The organism is Bradyrhizobium sp., assembly GCF_035701725.1.
GTDB lineage: Bacteria > Pseudomonadota > Alphaproteobacteria > Rhizobiales > Xanthobacteraceae > Bradyrhizobium.
The window spans coordinates 1-19,156 of sequence record NZ_DASSRP010000248.1; the positions used below are offsets into that span (position 1 = coordinate 1).

Below are 19,156 nucleotides of genomic sequence, written 5' to 3' on the forward strand. Positions count from 1 at the left end.
GCAGGCATCTGCGCGAGAATGCATTGACGCTTTCGACGGCCGAGATGCAAATCTGGAAATTGCAGGCGTGCAAGATGACGCCTTTTCGGGATGATTGATGGCGTCACAGTTGACCGGCCGGCTTCCGATCGTTTTCGCGCTCGGCACCACGCAGACACTGGCCTGGGCCTCCAGCTATTACCTGCCCGCGATCCTTGCCGATCCGATCGGACGCGACCTCGGCATGTCCGCCAACTGGATCTTTGCCGCGTTCTCCGCGGCGTTGGTGATCTCGGCACTGCTCGGTCCGCGTGTGGGGCGGCAAATTGACCTGTTCGGCGGCAGGCCCGTGCTGTGCGCCTCCAACCTGACCATCGCCGCCGGCCTGGTTCTGCTCGGCGTCACCACCTCCGTTCCGGTATTGCTGCTGGCCTGGCTAATGCTCGGGATCGGCATGGGATTTGGTCTCTACGATGCGGCATTCGCTGCGCTCGGACGCATCTATGGCGACGCCGCGCGTGGCCCGATCACCGGCATCACGCTGATGGCCGGCTTCGCTTCGACCGTCGGCTGGCCGCTGACTGCCTTCGGGCTCGACCATATCGGCTGGCGCGACACCTGCTTTGCCTGGGCGGCTGCGCATCTTCTGATCGGCCTGCCCCTCAACTTCTTCATGTTGCCGAAAGTAGCCGGCGCCAAAACGGCCGCAGCGAATGCGATCAAGCCGCAGATCCCGATCGACCGCACCATGATCCTGCTCGCCTTCACTTTCGCCGCCGGCTGGACCGTGACCGGCGCGATGGCCGCACATATGCCGCGCATTCTTGAAGCCGGCGGTGCAACCGCAGTGCAGGCCGTCGCCGCCGGCGCGCTGTTCGGTCCGGCGCAGGTGTTCGCGCGCATTCTCGAGGCAACGTTCCTCAAGCGTTATCATCCGCTGGTCTCGACCCGGCTGGCCTGCCTCACCCACCCGATCGGCGCGGCCACGCTCGCCATAGCCGGCGGCGGAGCCGCTGGCGCGTTCGCAATCCTCTTCGGCATGGGGAACGGAATCCTGACGATTGCGCGCGGCACGCTGCCGCTCGCGATCTTCGGTCCCAAGGATTACGGCTATCGGCTCGGCCTGATCGGCGCCCCGGCGCGCATGGCACAGGCGGCGGCGCCGCTCGCGTTCGGGCTCCTGATCGACCTGATCGGCATCAAGGTCCTGCTCGTCTCGTCCGCACTCAGCCTGTCGGCACTCGTGGCGCTCTCCCTGCTGCGGCCGGGTTCCGGCAAGAGGTCCACCTGACCGCGACGCGAGCGCGAGCAGCGTCAGGCAGTCTGAACGTCCGATGCGGCGAGCCGGACACCGGCATTGGCAGGACACGGCAGCAGACGGCAGCAGCGTCTGCGGCAAATTCCGGTCACCACATCCGGGTCAGGGAAGCGTCTTGATCCAGGCAACGATCGCGGCAGCGACCGCCTCGGGCTGCTCCGGGAGCAAGGCGTGGCTTGCATCCGGGATCACCACCACGGAAGCGCGCTCGCCGAATTCGTCGCGCATCTCGTTGGACATGGCGCGCGGCTTGAACGGGTCGAGCGCGCCCTGAAGATCGAGCAACGGCACCGCGCCGCCCGCCCACCATTCCGACTGCGGGGTCGCGCGGCTCGCGGCCGACTGCACGTCCTCCGCCAGCGGATGCCAGCCCTGAAGCCAGATTTTTGCATCGCTGTTGGGCGCAAAGAACGCGAGCCGCAGATATTTCAGCCGCTCATTGGGCGGCAGCGCGACATCGCCGGATTTTCGAACCGCTTCCGATAATTCCTGCGCGCCGGAAAATCCTGCCGGATAGGCCTTGGCCGCGGCCGCGGCCATCACCACACCACGCACGAGATCGGGATGATCGACAGCCGTCATGCGTGCAACCCAACTGCCGAACGCATGTCCGACGATAACAGCCGGACCGCCATTGCCGGCGTTGCGGATCACGGCTGCGACGTCCTGCGCCAAATCGTGAAGCGTCAGATTTTGCATCGGACCGCGGCTGAGGGCGGCGCCACGCGGCTGCGGCCTCAACACGCGAAAACCGGCCTTGACCAGTTGGTCGGCGACGCCGTCGAAATCCTCGGCGCCGCGGCCGCGCGAGGGCAACATGACGATCAACGGCCCGCTGCCCTCCGCAATGACTTCAATGCGGGTCTCGTCGTAAAAAACGATTTCCCAGGCGGGTTCGGCCCGTGCAGGACAAGCGACGATGGCAGTCGATGCGGCAACGAATGCCGCAGCGGCATGACGCCGCCACGGCATGCGCCCGGCGAGGAATGCAATCACCTCACTCATAAAACTCCGGCGACATTTTCAAGCCGTCGCGCTGGGCCTTGTCGTGGTTGATCCAGAGCATAGCCTTGTCCTGGTCCAGACGATCGGCGATCTTCTGCATCGACGCCAGCGTCTGCTCCTTGCTGACGTTGTTGACGGGCACGCCGCGGTTGTCCCAATTGGCCTTGAAGTGAACGGCATCGCCGGTGAGAACCAGCTCGCCGGTCTTCGGCAATTTGACGAGCAGCGACTGGTGGCCCGGCGTGTGGCCCGGTGTCGAAAGCACGACGATGCTGCCGTCTCCGAAAATGTCGCGGTCGCCTTCGAGCTTGGTTACGGGATGTTCTGCCTTGAAGCGCGGCGCGTTGTTGGCGCCAGGCCAGTCATATTCGGCCTTCTGCACATAGAGCATCGTATTCGGGAACATCTCGACATTGCCGATATGATCGGGATGCGTATGCGAGACCGCCATCGCCTTGATGTCGGACGGCTTGACGCCGAGCTGCTCGAGCTGGGCTGCAAGCTTCTTCGGCCGGTGCCAGGTCACGGCGCGCGGATCGGCCGGCGCCAGACCGTTCGGCATATCGGCGACCGCATCCGGAATGCCGGTGTCCCACAGGAACCAGCCCTGGCTATGCTTGATGAGATAGCAATTGTCGACGAAATCCATCGACTTGCCTTCGTTGACGCCGGGCGACCAGCGCGAGATGTCGCCGGCTGTGCCCTCGCCGCAATTGAGAATGTAGAGCTTTTCGACGCCGGCGCTTGCAGGCGCGGCCAAGCCTGTCGCTGCAAGGCTCAAAATGGCCGCCAAACCAGTGGCCGCCAGACCAGCTATCCTGTTCATGCGCTACTCTCCCGGTCTTTATGCTTCGGCTTCTATGAGGCCTTGCTTACCACTCTATCGTGACGAACGCCGCAGCAACAATAGCGGCGACGCCGATCACGACACACCGGGGACCCTAGTGTCCCGATTCCGAAGTTCGCTTCACTTGCGGCCCCACGTTTCGAACTTCGGAATCGAAAAGGACACTAGCAAACCTATTGATTTAGTGTGGCTTTGGATCGGAAGTCCGCATGACGAACTTGCGGCACAAATGATGCGGACTTCCGATCCGCCACACTAGGATTATTCCACCGCCTTGCCGAACTTGTTCGACTTCGGCAGGCCATGCGCGAGGCGCCCGGCATCGGCGCGGTTGCCGTTCCAGTCAGCCAACTCCTTTGCCGACAGGCTTTGATCGCGACCGGCCGAATCCTTCCAGGTCAGCCCCGTCTTGGAATCGAAAGTGGTGACGTCGGACAGCTCGGCCTTGAGGTATTTCTGCAGACGCACGCCGCGCCCACGCGCCATCTCCGGCACCTGATCGATCGGGAAGATCACCATCTTGTGGTTGGTGCCGATCACCGCGACCCGGTCGCCGGCGACGACCGTGATCGCGCGGGCTTCGTTGGGCATCTCGACATTGAGCACCTGCTTGCCCTTGCGGGTGTTGCCGACGCAGTCATCCTCGTTGACGATGAAGCCCTGGCCCTCTCCGCTGGCGATCAGGAATTTGCGGCCGCCCTTGTTGACGAAGGTCGACACGATCGCGGCGTCCTGGTCGAGATCGATGAACATGCGGATCGGCTCGCCATGGCCGCGGCCGCCCGGCAGTTTTGCCACATCGAGCGTGTAGAACTTGCCATTGGTGCCGAATGCCAGCAGTTTCGACGTCGTCTCGGCAAAGAAAGCGTGATCAAGCTTGTCGTCGGTCTTGAAGGCAAGGCCTGAGAGATCGGCGACATGTCCCTTCAGTGTGCGCACCCAGCCCTTCTCGGAGATTACGACCGTCACCGGCTCGCGCTCGACGAACGCCTCCTCGATCGCGGCGAGGTCGTGCTCGGGGGCGTCGGCGAATTGCGTGCGGCGCTTGCCGAGCGGCGTCTTCGATCCGAACATGTCGCGGACTTTCCGCACTTGCTCGCCGACCTTGGTCCACTGTTCGGCCTCCGAGGCCAGGATTCCCTTGATGCCTTTCAGTTCGGCGCGAAGCTCCTTGTCTTCGCCACGGATTTCCATCTCTTCTAGCTTGCGCAAGTTGCGCAGGCGCATGTTGAGGATGGCTTCGGCCTGGATTTCCGTGAGCTTGAATGTCTTGATCAAGACCGGCTTCGGCTCGTCCTCGGTGCGGATGATCTTGATCACCTTGTCGAGGTTGAGATAGGCGATCAGGTAACCGCCGAGAATTTCGAGGCGATGCTCGATCTGCTCCTTGCGATAGTTGGAGCGGCGGATCAGCACCTCGCGCAGATGGTCGAGCCATTCCTTCAGACACTCGGCAAGACCGACGACCTTCGGGATGCGGCCCTTCACCAGCACGTTGAGGTTCAGCGGAATCCGGCTTTCCAGCTCGCTCAGCCGAAAGAGCGATTCCATCATCAATTCCGGATCGACCGCGCGCGATTTCGGCTCAATGACAAGACGGATGTCTTCGGCGGATTCGTCACGGACATCGCCGACCAGGGGCAGCTTCTTCTCGTTCAGAAGCTCGGCGATCTTCTCGACCAGGCGCGACTTCTGCACCAGCCACGGAATTTCCGTGATCACGATCACCCAGGTGCCGCGGGCCCCCTCCTCCTGCTTCCACTTGGCGCGAACGCGGAACGAACCGCGCCCGGTGACATAGGCCTCTGTGATGGCCTCCTTGGAATCGACGACGATGCCGCCGGTCGGGAAATCCGGACCTTTGACCCACTTCAAAAGCGACTTCGACTTTGCATCCGGTTTGTCGATCAGGTGCAGCGCCGCTTCGCAGAGCTCGGCAGCGTTGTGCGGCGGGATCGAGGTCGCCATGCCGACGGCGATGCCCTGCGCGCCGTTCGCAAGCAGATTCGGGAAACCGCCGGGAAGCACCGACGGCTCCTTGCCGCTGTTGTCGTAGGTCGGTTTGAGATCGACGGCATCCTCGTCAATCCCTTCAAGCAGCAGTCTCGCCACCTCCGTCAGCCGTGCCTCGGTGTAGCGCATCGCGGCCGGGTTATCGCCGTCGATATTGCCGAAATTACCCTGACCTTCCACCAACGGATAACGCGAGGAAAAATCCTGCGCGAGACGCACCATGGCGTCATAGATCGCCTGGTCGCCATGCGGATGGTACGAGCCCATCACTTCGCCGACGATCTTCGCCGACTTTTTCGGAACGGCGGTCGGATTGAGGTTGAGCGAGCGCATGCCATAGAGGATGCGCCGATGCACCGGCTTCATGCCGTCGCGGGCATCCGGCAGCGCGCGGTGCATGATGGTCGACAGGGCATAAGCGAGATAGCGCTCCTCGAGCGCGTCGCGCAGCATGACCTCATGAACTTCGGCCGGCTCGGGCGGAGGTGTTCGTTTTCCCATGAGAAGCAGTAATCCGGTATAGGTGGTTAGATATCTTATTCCAGCGAATCAGCGGCCCAATTTAGGCTGCCACCTATCCTTTCGGAACCCGAGACCAGGCGAAAAAACAGCTCCTTGCTCGGCTCGCAACGCAAAATTCGGCAGGTTTTCCGCTGAACAGGCAAATCGCCCCCGAGAATTGCGAGCGCCGCGCCATGTTCCAATTTTGCGGAACCGGAACAACGCTCCGCCGCGGTCGTTTGCCTCGGAGCCCAGGACTTGGGCTTCGGAGAAGGAGGCGCATCATGAAAAGGTTTGTCATCGCGTTTGCGGCGTTATCAGCCCTTGCCGCGGGAACGGTTTCAGCGTCCGCAGTGGAGTTTGGCGTCGGCCCGGGCGGCGTCTATGTTGGTCCGGATCGGTACGACCAACGGTACTATCGGGACCGTGACGATGATTACGGCGGCTGCCGGACGATCATCACTCACCGCACCAACCGTTATGGCGAGGACGTCACCGTCCGCCGGCGGGTGTGCGACTGATCGATCTAGGTCACCTTCACGCAGCCTGACGTGATAATCTGTGGCCGCCGAGCCGAGACGGGCTCGGCGGCCACTTGTAAGACCTGCTCAGACAGCGCCCTGGTACCTTGCGCGCCGCTTCAGCACCGCATTGATGAAGCCGTCCCGCGCATCGGAATGGCTCTGTCCGCGCGGCTCCAGCACATGGCGCATCAGAAAAAGCCCGGTCAGGGCGAAGCCATCGCGCAGATCCTGCTCGGTCCACTCCGATGCGCCCTCGTTCTGGCGCAGGAATGCCGGCAGTTTCAAGAGCCGGTCATGGAACGGTGCGCCGGCGCTGCGCGAGACGGCACCGCCTGATTTCGGCGAGACGTAGACAAGATCGGTGGTCGCGCCGGTGGCGGCGCAGTTTTCGAGATCAAGTCCAAAGCCGAGTTCGGCGAGCATCGCAAGTTCAAACCGGATCAGATGCGCCGCTGCACCGCCTGCGTCCTCGAAATCCTCGATCGTGTGCTCGAGCATCTCGTAGATGTCTTCGTGCGGGTCGCGTTCGGGCAACAGCCGCGCCAGCGCGGCCAGATGCGTCACGCCATAGACCGCATGCGATGATGCAAACAGAGTTGCCGCGCGCAGCCGTGTGCCTTCGATCAGGTAATAACCGAGATGCTCGTCGAGCCGCGCGCGCCACACCGCCGTGACGCTGTTGCCGGGCTGCAGCAACGGGCGCATCCGTTTTCCGGCGCCGCCGCGGACAAGCCCGAGATGGCGGCCGTGGCTGCGGGTCAGAAGTTCGACGATGGCGGAGGATTCGCCATGCCGCCGCACCCCCAGTACAATGCCTTCATCAGTCCATTCCATGGGCGGAGATTACCGGATTCCGCTGCGAGGCGCAGCCTCACACCTCACGCGTTCAACACCTACGCGTTAAACCAGCCCTGGGCGTCGCCGGTATAGGAGCAATAGAGCCCGACCGCCGTCAGGATGCAGGACAGGACTTCGACGCCGCTGGCGAATTCGATGCCGTTCTCGGCCAGTTCCGGCAGCAGCGAAAACACCGAAAGCACAAGCAACGCCGTCAGCACCCAGCGCGGCCAGTTCTTGTGCTTTTCGGCGGCGAGATGGACGAAATAGACCAGCAGCAGGATCAGGCCGACTTCCAGAATCATCGGCGCGAAGAGATCGCCGCCGGCACTGCGATCGCCGAACGCAACCGACAGCGCATCCAGCATCAGCGACGAATACAGCAGCACTTCGAACCAGACGACGTTGTTTGGAACTTTCATCGATGCGCCAATGGTCTCTTGGTCTTCTTGTCTTGGTCTTCTTTTAAGTCGTTTACGCGATCATTCGGTCGGGAACTCGAGCCCCATCTCACGATAGCGGTCGGGATCTTCACCCCAGTTCTCGCGTACCTTCACGAACAGGAACAGATGCACAGGCTGGTCGAGGATCTCGGCGATCTCCTTGCGCGCGTCCGCCCCGATCGACTTGATGGTGGCACCGGCCTTGCCGAGCACGATCTTGCGCTGACTCTCGCGCTCAACGTAGATGGTCTGCTCGATGCGGACCGATTTGTCATTACGTTCGGTCCAACTGTCGGTCTCGACCGTGGAGCGATATGGCAATTCCTGGTGCAGTTTCTGAAAAATCTTCTCGCGCGTGATCTCGGCCGCGAGCTGGCGGATCGGCGCATCCGACATCTGATCTTCGGGATAGTGAAACGGCCCGGACGGCACCATGTCGGCCAGCGCGCTTCGCAAATCGGCGACACCGTCGCCCGACAATGCGGCGATCATGAATGTCTGCGCGAAAGCCAGGCGATCGTTGGCGGCCTTGGCCAGTGCGAGCAGCTTTTCGCGCGGCACCAGATCGATCTTGTTGATGACCAGAATCTTCGGATGGGCGACGTCGGCCAGCCGCTTGAAGATCGCGTCCGCCTCCGCATTGAGCCCCTCGCGGGCATCGAGCAGCACGCAGACGAGATCGGCATCATGCGCGCCGCTCCAGGCCGTCGAAACCATGGCGCGGTCGAGCCGCCGCTTCGGCGCGAAGATGCCCGGCGTATCGACCAGAATGATTTGCGCATTGTTCTCGACCACGATGCCGCGGATCAGCGCGCGCGTGGTCTGCACCTTGCGCGAGACGATCGTGACCTTGGAGCCGACCAGCGCATTGACGAGGGTCGACTTGCCGACGTTGGGTGCGCCGATTAGTGCGACGAAGCCGCAACGGGTTGCGGACGGCGCGGAGTGCTCCGGCGAGGCTTCAGTCATTGCCGCCGCCGCCAACGCCTTCGCGCTCGATCATCGCGGAGGCCGCGGCCTTCTCGGCGGCGCGCTTGCTGCCGCCGGTGCCTTCGGCTGTGTCAAGCCCGGGCAATTCGACCGCGATCCGGAATTGCGGGTCATGATGCGGGCCGGTTCGTTCGATCTCGCGATAGACCGGCGTCGGCAGACCCTTTCCCTGGGCCCATTCCTGCAACGTGGTCTTGGGGTCGCGCAGCGGTCGCCTCAGCTTGTGCATCCGCTCGGTCCAGTTTCGTTCGACGAATTGAGCCGCGGCCTGATAGCCGCCGTCGAGAAACACGGCACCAATCACCGCTTCGCAGATGTCGCCGAGCACGGATTTGCGCAAGCGGGCGCCGACACCAGCGCCGACCGCTCCCAGTTTGATGTCTTCGACCAGCCCAAGTGCCTTGGCGACATCGGCGCAACTCTCCTTGCGCACAAGGTCGGCGAGACGCTTTGAGAGCTCGCCTTCGTCGGCATTCGGAAAGGCGCGGTAGAGCATGTCCGACACGATCAGGCCGAGCACGTGATCGCCAAGGAATTCCAGGCGCTGGTAGCTGTCGCCACGCTTGCGCGTCGGCTTGAGCGCCGAGACGTGAGTGAGCGCTGTGGTCAGCAAGGCCTGGTCGGCGAACTTGTGCCCGATGCGCGTCTCAAGCGCCGCGTTAGCCGCCTTGGAACCCGATCTCGGCCGCTTCTTCTTTTTTGCCGGCGCAGCTTTGCTGCCGGCATCGATTTGCGGATCTGCTTCGCCGGACGCCAATGGGGGGATGATGTCGGATGCGTCTTCGTTCATCGCACGATTTTGAAGATGCGACTCCAGCGCACCGCGGTGGGCCAGCGCCAGATCATCCAGGCGTGCTCACCTTCGGCAATCGAAAAGAAAATCATCTGGGCACGTCCGACGATGTTTTCGAACGGGACATAGCCGACCGCCGACAGCACCCGGCTGTCAGTGGAATTGTCGCGATTGTCTCCCATCATGAAGAAGTGGCCGGGCGGTACGGTGTAGACCGGCGTGTCATCGAGCGAGTTGTTGTCGATGCAGTCGAGGGTTTCGTAGCTGACGTTGTTGGGCAGCGTCTCCTTCCAACGCTTGACTCGCGCGGTTGCGTCCGAGCCGCAGGGGTCTTCGCCGACGAAGTCGCTCAGCCGCTCGCGCTTGACCGGGGTGTCATTGATATAGAGCAGCCCCTCCTTCATCTGGATGCGGTCGCCCGGCAGTCCGATCACGCGCTTGATGTAATCGGTCGAGTCCTCGCGCGGCAGACGGAACACGACGATGTCGCCGCGCGAGGGCTCCGAGCCGAAGATGCGGCCCGAGAACAGCGGCGGGGACAACGGAAACGAATAGTGGCTGTAGCCATATGAATATTTCGAGACGAACAGGTAGTCGCCGACCAGAAGCGTTGCCTTCATCGATCCCGACGGGATGTTGAAGGGCTGAAACAGAAAGGTGCGGATGACGAGCGCAATCAGCAGGGCGTGAACGACAACGCGGATGGTCTCGCCAAGGCCGCCTTCGGATTTGGTGGAGGATGTCACGCTCATGTATTCCCTAGCTTCCTGCTTCCTTTGGCCTGCCGCGCCTAGCGGCAGAAAACGATTATCACGCGACCAGCCACTCGCTTCGCGTCAAGGCAACCACCTGATTCTAATAATGCGGGACTCGGTCCGAAGGCGCCTTCGCGTTTTAGACGGTTGTTGGGAGGCGCGCAATCAATGGCTTCATCAAAATTTTACAAGCCATTGAAATATATGATCTTTTAGTTTCGACCCGGATTATCCGACAATGGCGCTATGCCGTGCGCGCATCATGGGCCGAAATGATGACAAAGGCCTGCGCGAGCGGCCAATCATCGGTGATACTGAGGTCGATTTTGGCTTCAAAACCGACCGGGGTCAGCGCCTCCAGCCGCGCCAATGCCCCGCCCGTGAGCAGCATGGTCGGCCGGCCGCCGCTCAGATTGATCACGCCCATGTCACGCCACCACACGCCCTGGCGGATTCCGGTGCCGAGCGCTTTCGAGCAGGCCTCCTTGGCGGCGAAACGCTTGGCATAAGTCGCCACCACCATGTCCTGATTCTTGGCCCGGCGTTCGGCCTTGGCCCGTTCGACGTCGGTGAAGATCCGGTCGAGAAAGCGGTCGCCGTGTCGCTCGATGACCTTAGCGACACGGCGGATATCGATCAGGTCGGAGCCGATACCGATGATCATGCCCTGGCCGCCTTCCGGCCCCGATCCATGGCCGCGCGCATTTGGCGCACGGTTTCGGCGAGCCCGACGAACAGGGCTTCGCCAATCATGTAGTAGCCGATGTTGAGTTCGGCGATTTCGGGCAGCGCGGCAATCAGCTCGGCGGTCGCATAGTCCAGGCCATGGCCGGCGTGCACTTCCAGGCCGGCCGCACGCGCCAACGCCGCACCCGCGACGATCCGCTTCCATTCGGCCTCCGCCTTTTCCGCGTGGCCATCGACCACCGCGTCACACCAGGCCCCGGTGTGGATTTCGATGACAGGCGCGCGCAGCTTCGCTGCCATTTCGATCTGCGCCGGGTCGGCGGCAATAAACAGCGACACCCGTATACCGGCATCGTTCAGCCGCGCGATGAAGGGTGCCAGCGCATTGTGCTGGCCGACCACGTCGAGCCCACCCTCCGTCGTCAGTTCGGCCCGCCGCTCCGGCACGAGGCACACCGCGTGAGGCTTGGTCGCCAGCGAAATGCGAAGCATGTCTTCGGTCGCCGCCATCTCGAAATTCAGCGGCTTTGAGATTTCGGCCTTCAGCCGTGCCATATCGGCATCGCGGATGTGGCGCCGGTCCTCGCGCAGATGCGCCGTGATGCCGTCCGCGCCGGCCTCGATCGCCAGCAGCGCCGCGCGCACCGGATCGGGCCGCGCACCGCCCCGCGCGTTGCGCAGTGTCGCAACATGATCGACATTCACTCCAAGACGTAGCGGTGCGGCAGTAGGCATGTTTCGACTCGAGGCCCTTTGAAAAGGATGGATTGCCGGCTCAAGCGCGGCAATGACGCATCACTTATCCATTCACGCGCTCGACCCGTGCGACCACGGCCTTGGCGCGCAACTGGGCGATAATAGCGCTGAGATGCTTCAGGTCATAGACCTCAAGGTCGATCGTGAGCTCGGTGAAGTCGGGTGAGCGGCGCGACATATTGATATTATCGATATTGCCATCGTGCTCGGCGATCACGGTCGCGATCTGGGCGAGGCTGCCGGGCTCGTTGACGTTGTCGACCACGATTCGCGCCGGGAAGCGCTGCGGCGTCGATTCGTCGACATCCCAGCGCACGTCGAGCCAGCGCTCCGGCTGTTCCTCGAAATCCTTCAAGGCGGGCGACTGGATCGGGTAGATCGTGATGCCCTCGCCGGGAGACACGATGCCGACGATGCGATCGCCCGGCACCGCCCCGCCGTTGGGCGCGAACTTGACCGGCAGGTCCGAGTTGATGCCACGGATCGGAATCGCCGACAGACTGCGGCCGGGGCTAGCCGGCGGATTCAGCTTGAGCTTGTCGGCAAGACCCTTCTTGGCGCCGTAGCGCGCGACCCGCTCCTCTTTGTAATCGGGGTACATCGCGCGCGCGACGTCCGAGGCCTTCATTTCGCCGCGTCCCACCGCTGCCATCACATCGTCGATCGAGGCGCGCGCCAGCCGCGGCAGCGCCCCCTTCAGCTTGTCGTCGGCATATTCGATCTTGGCGCGGGCAAACAGCCGCTCGACCAGCCGGCGGCCGAGGCCGGCATACTGGTCGCGCACCGCCGTGCGCGTGGCGCGCCGGATCGCCTGTCGCGCCTTGCCGGTGACCGCCAGCGACTCCCAGGCCGACGGCGGCGATGACTGCGCGTCCGAGGTCAGCACTTCGACCTCATCGCCGTTCTGCAATTCCGACGACAGCGGGGCAAACTTGCCGTTGATCTTGCATCCCACCGCGCTGTTGCCGACATCGGTATGCACCGCGTAGGCAAAGTCGATGACATTGGCCTGCCGCGGCAGCGCGATCAGCTTGCCCTTCGGCGTGAAGCAGAACACCTGATCGTGGAACAATTCGAGCTTGGTGTGCTCGAGAAACTCTTCCGGATTGGCGCTCTCGGACAGGATCGCGATGGTGTGGCGAAGCCAGGCGAATGCCGAAGAATCGCGCTTCAGCCGCTCGGTCGGCGATCCCGCAAGATCCTTGTAAAAGACGTGCGCGGCGATGCCGAGTTCGGCGATCTGATCCATCTCCTCGGTGCGGATCTGCAGCTCGACGCGCTGCTTGCCGGGGCCGATCACGGTCGTGTGGATCGAGCGGTAGTCGTTCTGTTTCGGCGTGGAAATGTAGTCCTTGAAGCGGCCCGGCACCACCGGCCAGGTGGTGTGGACGATTCCGAGCGCGCGGTAGCAGCTTTCGACATCCTTCAGCACGACGCGAAAGCCGAAGATGTCGGACAACTGCTCGAAGCCGACCGACTTGCGCTGCATCTTGGTCCAGATCGAGAACGGCTGCTTGCGGCGGCCGTAGACCCGGGCCTTCAGGCCGTTTTTCTGAAAATCCTTGGATAGCTGGGTCTCGATTTCACCGATCAGGTTGCGGTTGCGCTCGGCGAGCGAATCCAGGCGCTGCCGCACCACGGAATAGGCGTCCGGATCGAGCGTCCGAAACGACAAATCCTCCAGCTCCTCGCGCATCTCCTGCATGCCCATGCGTCCGGCGAGCGGGGCATAGATGTCGAGGGTCTCCTCGGCGATGCGCTGGCGCGAGGCCGGCGGCACAAATTCGAGCGTGCGCATGTTGTGCAGGCGGTCGGCCAACTTGATCAGCAGCACGCGCACATCATCGGAAATCGCCAGCAGAAGCTTGCGCAGGTTTTCGGCCTGCTTGGCTTCGCGCGACACGAGTTCGAGCCGCTTCAGCTTGGTCAGGCCCTCGACCAGCGCGCCGATCTCCTGGCCAAACACCTGGTCGATTTCTGCGCGCGTCGCCTCGGTGTCCTCGATCGTGTCGTGCAGCAGAGCCGAGACGATGGTGGCATCGTCGAGCTTGAGGTCGGTCAGGATCGCGGCGACCTCCAGCGGATGGGAGAAATAGGGATCGCCGGAGGCGCGTGTCTGCGAACCGTGCGCCTTCATCGCGTAGACGTATGCGCGGTTCAGCAGGTCCTCATTGGTATCGGGATTGTAGGACCGGACGCGTTCGACCAGGTCGTATTGGCGCATCATGCGAGCGCGCGACTTGGGCCTGCCCTCCAAGCCCGGCGCAGCCGACGTAGAGCCCGGCGCAGCCGAACTAGAGCCCGGCGCAATCGACGAAGGCGCAGCCGAAGGCGGCGCCAGCGAAACCGGGCTGGCGGCCTGCATCTGTTTCGAGCTTTGGCGCTGCTGCGCCATCGTCAACACCTCCCCACGCGGTCGCTGGACGCGACCATTTTGAGCGCGGTCTAAATAATAATTTAGTGGGTTCCCTGGCCGAGCGGCACCCCTCCCGCGGACCCGCGAGGGCACGCCAGCTCTCGGGAAAACGACGACAGTCTAATGCGAAATCCGATTTTGTCCGATTCAAATAGGCGGCAATTTCGTAGCCGGTGTCGATCGCGCTGAAAACCGATGGTAAACAAACGGTCGCCAGCCAAAACAAAAGGCCCGGCGCGACACGCCCGGGCCTTTCCATCTTAACGATCGCGTGAAGCTGAAGGGCTAAACCCTTCAGGCGTCATCCAAACGATTACTCGTCCTCTTCCGGCTGCTCCTCCGGCGGGGCGAGCCCTTCGAGGCCCTTCAGCAGCTCCTCTTCGGTCATCCGTTCGACGGCGACCTCGGTGTCGTCGGCATCGACACTGGCCCCGGCCGAGCCGATCAATGGAACCGTATCCGGCTCCGGCTCGTCCACCTCAACGAATTTCTGCAGGGAATGCACCAGTTCCTCGCGCAGATCTTCCGGCGAAATCGTCGAATCGGCGATCTCGCGCAGCGACACCACCGGGTTCTTGTCGTTGTCGCGGTCGACCGTAAGTTGCGATCCGGACGAAATCATACGGGCGCGATGCGCGGCCAAAAGGACGAGGTCGAATCGGTTGTCGACCTTATCAATGCAGTCTTCCACGGTGACGCGAGCCATCGACTGTCGCTCCGTTAATTGGGGACGAATATGTTGATATTTGGGGGTAGTTATAGGGCCAAGGGTCGTTTCGCAAGAATAATTTGTGATTTGGCCTACCTAAATTGCTCTGATACCCCACATTCGGGACCCCGGCAGCACGACGGTTTCGAGCTGTCATAAACATCGGCACGGACAAGAAAACGCTTCATTGCGTTGACAAAATCCACTTCCGGTTGTTTCGACCTATCTCTTTCCGGCGGCGTCTGGACATCCGCAGGTCTTTGGCAGCATGCTCACGGTTGCGTGGAGCGCTGCAGGCCGCGCCAAAAAGCATTGCCGGAAACAACCTTGTGAGAACTCTGAATGTCACCCGCCTCCAATAAGATTGCGCTCTTTATCGATGGCGCCAATCTCTATGCCACCGCCAAGACGCTCGGCTTCGACATCGACTACAAGCGCCTTCTCAAGGAGTTTCAGAGTCGGGGCACGCTGGTCCGGGCGTTCTACTACACCGCCATCATCGAGGATCAGGAATACTCCTCCATCCGCCCGCTGATCGATTGGCTCGATTACAACGGCTATACCGTGGTGACCAAGGCCACGAAGGAATTCATCGACGCGAGCGGGCGGCGCAAGGTGAAGGGTAATATGGACATCGAGCTTGCCGTCGACGCGATGGAGCTTGCCGAGCACGTCGACCAGATGGTGCTGTTCTCCGGCGACGGCGACTTCCGTTCGCTGGTCGAGGCCGTGCAGCGACGCGGCGTGCGCGTGACCGTGATCTCGACGATTTCGAGCCAGCCGCCGATGATCGCCGACGAGCTGCGCCGGCAGGCTGACGTGTTCACCGACCTGGTCGAGTTGCAGTCGAAGCTTGGACGCGATCCGTCGGAGCGCCCGGCGCCACGCGAACCGCGCCATCATGCCCCGCAATTCCTGCAGCGGGCGACGACGCTGGCCTCGAGGGGCGATGCCGACGATTTCGACGACTAAACCGGCAAAACCGCTTCGCCCGCTTGACGCCGAGCCCGGTCGCGACTGCCCGTTATGTCCGAGGCTAGTTGCGTTCAGAGCGGCCAACCGCGCCGAAAAACCGCAGTGGTTCAACGCCCCGGTTCCCGGCTTCGGGGACCCGAACGGACGGCTGGCGATCGTCGGGCTTGCGCCGGGCCTGCAGGGAGCCAACCGCACCGGCCGCCCCTTTACCGGCGACTACGCGGGTGACCTGCTCTACGCAACATTGATCGAATATGGCTTTGCCAAAGGCATCTATCAGGCGCGGCCCGATGACGGCATGACGCTGCTCGATTGCCGCATCGTCAACGGCGTGCATTGCGTGCCGCCGCAGAACAAACCCCTACCCGCTGAGATCGCCAATTGCCGACCGTTTCTGCTGGCGGCGATCGAGCGCATGCCCAAGCTTCGCGCGATCGTGGCGCTCGGCCGCATCGCCCACGAAACGACCGTCAAGGCGCTGGGCCTTCGCGCGTCCGCCGTGCCGTTCGCCCATGGCGCCGTGCACGAGGCCGGCCGGTTTCGGTTGTACGACAGCTATCATTGCTCGCGTTACAACACGAACACCGGCGTCCTGACGCCCGAGATGTTTCGCAGCGTGTTTGCCAATGTGCGGGCCGATCTCGGTCAGTCGTGACGCAGATGAATGGCCATCTGTGCGCCTCCTCACGATGAGGTCAGGCCGGGTTTTTCTTCAGCCATTCCAACACATCGCCCGCGTTCCGATCCGGCGGAAACACCGGATAGAACACCTGCGTAATGCGTGCGTCGTCGATGATCAGCGCCAGCCGCTTGATCAGGGTCAGACCCGCGACCTCCATGGTCGGCAGCTTCAAGGCCTTCGTCAGCTCAAGCTTCTCATCGGAAAGAACCGGAAACGGCAAGTGCAGCCGCGAGGCCATCTCGGTCTGATAGGCATTGCTTTGGGTCGATAGGCCGAACACGTGCTGCGCGCCGGCTGCTTTCAGCTCGGCAAACAGATCCCGAAACGCGCAGGTCTGCGGCGTGCAGCCCCGCGCGCCCGGAATCATGTCCCAGTCGTCAACCAGCGAAATCTTGCCGGGCTCGCCTGTGCGCGGATAGGCGAACACCACGCTGCGGCCCTTCAGCGCCGCAAGCGTGACCGAGGTGTCGTCGGTCGCCACAAGGCCGATCGGCGGAATCAGCGCGCCCTTGAGGTGATCGGCCGCGCCGTCATCCTTCGGCGCCGGAATCTGGCTCCAATCGACTTCCAGCAGGTTTTTCTGGTTCATTTTCGTCCCTCAAAGAGGCGAGTAGCGATTAGGGAGAAGCGAATAAAGGCGAAGATAATGGAGAATTCCTATTCCCCATTTGCCTCATTATCCGCGGGCTCGCATCAAGCGGCCCTTCTCCCTGCCCCAGTCGCGCTTCTTGGCGCTTTCGCGCTTGTCATGCAGCTTCTTGCCTTTCGCCACCGCGAGCAACAGCTTGGCGCGGCCGCGCTCGTTGAAATACAGTTTCAACGGGATCAGCGTCATGCCTTCGCGATCGACCGCGCCCATCAGGCGATGGATCTGCTTGCGATGCAGCAGCAGTTTGCGCGGCCGCTTCGGCTCGTGATTGAAACGGTTGGCCTGCAAATATTCGGGAATGTTGGCGTTAATCAGCCAGATCTCGCCATTCTTGGAATCGGCGTAGGATTCCGCGATCGTCGACTTGCCGTTACGCAGCGATTTGACTTCGGTCCCCGTCAGCGCGATCCCGGCTTCGACGGTGTCGTCGACGGCATAGTTGAAGCGGGCCTTGCGGTTCTCCGCAATGATCTTGATGGGACGCTCTTTCTTCTCGGCCACTTTAACTTCCGATCTACCCCTTCTTCAGAAGGTCGCGAATTTCAGTCAGGAGCACGACCTCCGCGGACGGCTTCGGCGGCTCGGCGGGCGCGGCCGCTTCCTTGCGTATCAGCTTGTTCATAGCGCGGATCACCATGAACAGCACGAACGCGACGATCAGGAAATTCAGCGTGATCGTCAGGAAGTTGCCGTAGGCCAAAACGGCGCCCTGCTTCTTCGCATCAGCAAGGTTGACGACGTTTGGGTCGACCTTCGACGAGAGCCGAAGGAAGTAGTTCGAAAAATCGAGACCGCCGGTGATCGCGCCAATCAGCGGCATGATGATATCGGCGACCAGTGAGGACACGATGGCGCCAAAGGCCGCGCCAATGATCACGCCGACCGCGAGATCGACGACATTACCCTTCATCGCGAAGTCGCGAAATTCCTTCAGCATGTGCAGGCCCCTCTCGTCAGCCGGCCAGGCGCAGACCGCACGGCAAAATCAGTTGATCAATCCGGCGTGCACCATGGCGCTACGCACCGCAACCCGCGTCGGCTCAGACACCGGCACCATCGGCAGCCGCAGCTTTTCTTCCATCTTGCCAAGCAGCGACAGCGCGTATTTGATCGGCGCCGGATTGCTTTCGAGGAAAAGATTGGTGTGCAGCGGCATCAGCTTGTCGTGCAGCTTCAGCGCCGTCGTGTGATCGCCCTTCCGCCAAGCTTGATGGAACTCCGAACACAATCGCGGCGCGACGTTCGAGGTCACGGAAATACAACCATGGCCGCCGTGGGCCATATAGCCGATGATGGTCGCGTCCTCGCCCGAGAGCTGATTGAAGTCTTCGCCGAGCTGGGCGCGCTGTTGCGAGACGCGCACCATGCTGGCGGTCGCATCCTTGACGCCGGCGATGTTCTTGAGCTGGAACAGACGCGCCATGGTGTCGACGCTCATGTCGATCACCGAACGTGGCGGAATGTTGTAGATGATGATCGGAATCCCGATCGCATCGTTGATCGCCTTGAAGTGCTGGTATAGGCCCTCCTGGGTCGGCTTGTTGTAGTACGGCGTCACCACCAGCACGGCATGCGCCCCCGCCTTCTCGGCGTGCTCGGCGAGCTCAATCGCTTCCTTGGTGGAATTCGAACCGGCGCCCGCGATCACGGGAACGCGGCCGTCCGCCTCGTCGATGCACCATTCGACGACACGCTTGTGCTCGTCATGGCTCAGGGTCGGACTTTCACCGGTGGTTCCCACCGGCACCAGGCCGTTGGTTCCCTCCGAGATCTGCCAACTCACAAGGCCGCGAAACGCCGCCTCGTCGACCGACCCGTTCTTGAACGGCGTGACCAAGGCGGTGAAGGATCCGCGGAATTTCGTCTTCGCTGCCATGGACTTCTCCCTACCGGAAACGGCTGGGCGCGCCCGGGCCGTTTTCCTCTACAGCACTGAATTTGGCCATTCATAGCGGTTATGACGGTTAGGCGAAAGTACGGAAAGCCGGCCGCCATATAGCCTGGACATAAAGGAGCGGTACGGCCGATCTGAAGTCCCTGCGCCGCAAGCGGAGAGTTCGCTCAAGGACTTCAGATCGATAAAGCGGTACTAGATTCAATAAGATTGCCGGTGCCCGTGGCGTTCCGAAGTTCTTGACGGTGGGCGCTGCGATGGAGCACCAACCTCGGAAAGTGGGCACTGGCCGCGATTTCGCCGTGGTGGTGACGCAAACAAAGGTCCAGCCCCGCGTACCGGGCGTTTTTCCAAATATTCAATAAACTAGACCTTATTGCTGA

General features: G+C 62.2%; 20 protein-coding genes. 4 read left to right on the forward strand and 16 right to left on the reverse strand.

Annotated elements, in window-relative coordinates:
* Positions 1-97 precede the first annotated feature (97 nt).
* Positions 98-1,270 carry an MFS transporter gene (locus VFL62_RS14595; protein WP_325173087.1) on the forward strand — a complete coding sequence of 391 codons (1,173 nt, stop codon included), beginning with the start codon at positions 98-100 and terminating at the stop codon, positions 1,268-1,270.
* 129 nt (positions 1,271-1,399) lie between these two features.
* Here VFL62_RS14595 and VFL62_RS14600 read toward each other — a convergent pair whose 3' ends face one another.
* The 3 genes from VFL62_RS14600 to parC all read right to left on the reverse strand — a co-directional run bounded on the left by VFL62_RS14600 (position 1,400) and on the right by parC (position 5,663).
* A complete protein-coding gene (locus tag VFL62_RS14600; RefSeq protein WP_325173088.1) occupies positions 1,400-2,302 on the reverse strand; it encodes an alpha/beta hydrolase in 903 nt (300 codons plus the stop codon).
* A complete protein-coding gene (locus VFL62_RS14605; protein ID WP_325173089.1) occupies positions 2,295-3,128 on the reverse strand; it encodes an N-acyl homoserine lactonase family protein in 834 nt (277 codons plus the stop codon). The genes VFL62_RS14600 and VFL62_RS14605 overlap by 8 nt, the downstream gene beginning before the upstream one ends.
* Positions 3,129-3,410: 282 nt before the next feature.
* Complete coding sequence (gene parC / locus VFL62_RS14610) at positions 3,411-5,663, reverse strand: DNA topoisomerase IV subunit A (protein WP_325173090.1); 2,253 nt, start codon at positions 5,661-5,663, stop codon at positions 3,411-3,413.
* 284 nt (positions 5,664-5,947) lie between these two features.
* Here parC and VFL62_RS14615 point away from each other — a divergent pair, with 284 nt between their 5' ends.
* Positions 5,948-6,184: a hypothetical protein gene (locus tag VFL62_RS14615; RefSeq protein ID WP_325173091.1), complete on the forward strand. Its 237-nt coding sequence runs from the start codon at positions 5,948-5,950 to the stop codon at positions 6,182-6,184.
* Between the two features lie 87 nt (positions 6,185-6,271).
* Here the strand turns inward: VFL62_RS14615 and recO are convergent, their stop codons facing one another.
* From recO to rpoZ, 9 genes are all read right to left on the reverse strand, one after another.
* Entirely contained in the window at positions 6,272-7,021 is a 750-nt protein-coding gene (recO, locus tag VFL62_RS14620; protein ID WP_325173092.1) for a DNA repair protein RecO, read from the reverse strand.
* Positions 7,022-7,080: 59 nt separating this feature from the next.
* Positions 7,081-7,446 (reverse strand): hypothetical protein, encoded by a 366-nt coding sequence (locus VFL62_RS14625; RefSeq protein WP_325173093.1) that lies wholly within the window; start codon positions 7,444-7,446, stop codon positions 7,081-7,083.
* Positions 7,447-7,506: 60 nt separating this feature from the next.
* Entirely contained in the window at positions 7,507-8,436 is a 930-nt protein-coding gene (era, locus tag VFL62_RS14630) for a GTPase Era (RefSeq protein ID WP_325173094.1), read from the reverse strand.
* Positions 8,429-9,247 (reverse strand): ribonuclease III, encoded by an 819-nt coding sequence (gene rnc, locus VFL62_RS14635; RefSeq protein ID WP_325173095.1) that lies wholly within the window; start codon positions 9,245-9,247, stop codon positions 8,429-8,431. Before rnc ends, era begins: the two co-directional genes overlap by 8 nt.
* Complete coding sequence (gene lepB / locus VFL62_RS14640; protein WP_325173096.1) at positions 9,244-10,002, reverse strand: signal peptidase I; 759 nt, start codon at positions 10,000-10,002, stop codon at positions 9,244-9,246. The genes rnc and lepB overlap by 4 nt, the downstream gene beginning before the upstream one ends.
* A 247-nt stretch (positions 10,003-10,249) precedes the next feature.
* Positions 10,250-10,669 carry a holo-ACP synthase gene (acpS, locus tag VFL62_RS14645; RefSeq protein WP_325173097.1) on the reverse strand — a complete coding sequence of 140 codons (420 nt, stop codon included), beginning with the start codon at positions 10,667-10,669 and terminating at the stop codon, positions 10,250-10,252.
* A complete protein-coding gene (locus tag VFL62_RS14650; protein ID WP_325173098.1) occupies positions 10,666-11,427 on the reverse strand; it encodes a pyridoxine 5'-phosphate synthase in 762 nt (253 codons plus the stop codon). Before VFL62_RS14650 ends, acpS begins: the two co-directional genes overlap by 4 nt.
* A gap of 64 nt (positions 11,428-11,491) precedes the next feature.
* The gene (locus tag VFL62_RS14655; RefSeq protein ID WP_414644721.1) at positions 11,492-13,813 is read right to left on the reverse strand and encodes a RelA/SpoT family protein; all 2,322 of its coding nucleotides are present in this window, start codon (positions 13,811-13,813) and stop codon (positions 11,492-11,494) included.
* A gap of 364 nt (positions 13,814-14,177) precedes the next feature.
* Positions 14,178-14,570, reverse strand: a complete 393-nt coding sequence (gene rpoZ, locus VFL62_RS14660) for a DNA-directed RNA polymerase subunit omega (protein WP_024512695.1) — start codon at positions 14,568-14,570, stop codon at positions 14,178-14,180.
* Positions 14,571-14,915: 345 nt separating this feature from the next.
* On the opposite strand from rpoZ, the gene VFL62_RS14665 reads away from it, so the two are divergent.
* Positions 14,916-15,545, forward strand: coding sequence for an NYN domain-containing protein (locus tag VFL62_RS14665; RefSeq protein WP_325173100.1), 630 nt, complete (start codon positions 14,916-14,918; stop codon positions 15,543-15,545).
* A complete protein-coding gene (locus VFL62_RS14670) occupies positions 15,523-16,203 on the forward strand; it encodes a uracil-DNA glycosylase (protein ID WP_325173101.1) in 681 nt (226 codons plus the stop codon). Before VFL62_RS14665 ends, VFL62_RS14670 begins: the two co-directional genes overlap by 23 nt.
* Positions 16,204-16,243: 40 nt before the next feature.
* On the opposite strand, the gene VFL62_RS14675 is transcribed toward VFL62_RS14670, so the two are convergent.
* The 4 genes from VFL62_RS14675 to dapA all read right to left on the reverse strand — a co-directional run bounded on the left by VFL62_RS14675 (position 16,244) and on the right by dapA (position 18,755).
* Positions 16,244-16,819, reverse strand: coding sequence for a peroxiredoxin (locus tag VFL62_RS14675; RefSeq protein WP_325173102.1), 576 nt, complete (start codon positions 16,817-16,819; stop codon positions 16,244-16,246).
* An 87-nt stretch (positions 16,820-16,906) separates the two neighbouring features.
* A complete protein-coding gene (gene smpB, locus VFL62_RS14680) occupies positions 16,907-17,380 on the reverse strand; it encodes an SsrA-binding protein SmpB (protein ID WP_325173103.1) in 474 nt (157 codons plus the stop codon).
* A 13-nt stretch (positions 17,381-17,393) separates the two neighbouring features.
* Positions 17,394-17,816 carry a large conductance mechanosensitive channel protein MscL gene (mscL, locus tag VFL62_RS14685; RefSeq protein WP_325173104.1) on the reverse strand — a complete coding sequence of 141 codons (423 nt, stop codon included), beginning with the start codon at positions 17,814-17,816 and terminating at the stop codon, positions 17,394-17,396.
* Between the two features lie 48 nt (positions 17,817-17,864).
* Complete coding sequence (dapA, locus tag VFL62_RS14690; protein WP_325173105.1) at positions 17,865-18,755, reverse strand: 4-hydroxy-tetrahydrodipicolinate synthase; 891 nt, start codon at positions 18,753-18,755, stop codon at positions 17,865-17,867.
* Positions 18,756-19,156 lie beyond the last annotated feature (401 nt).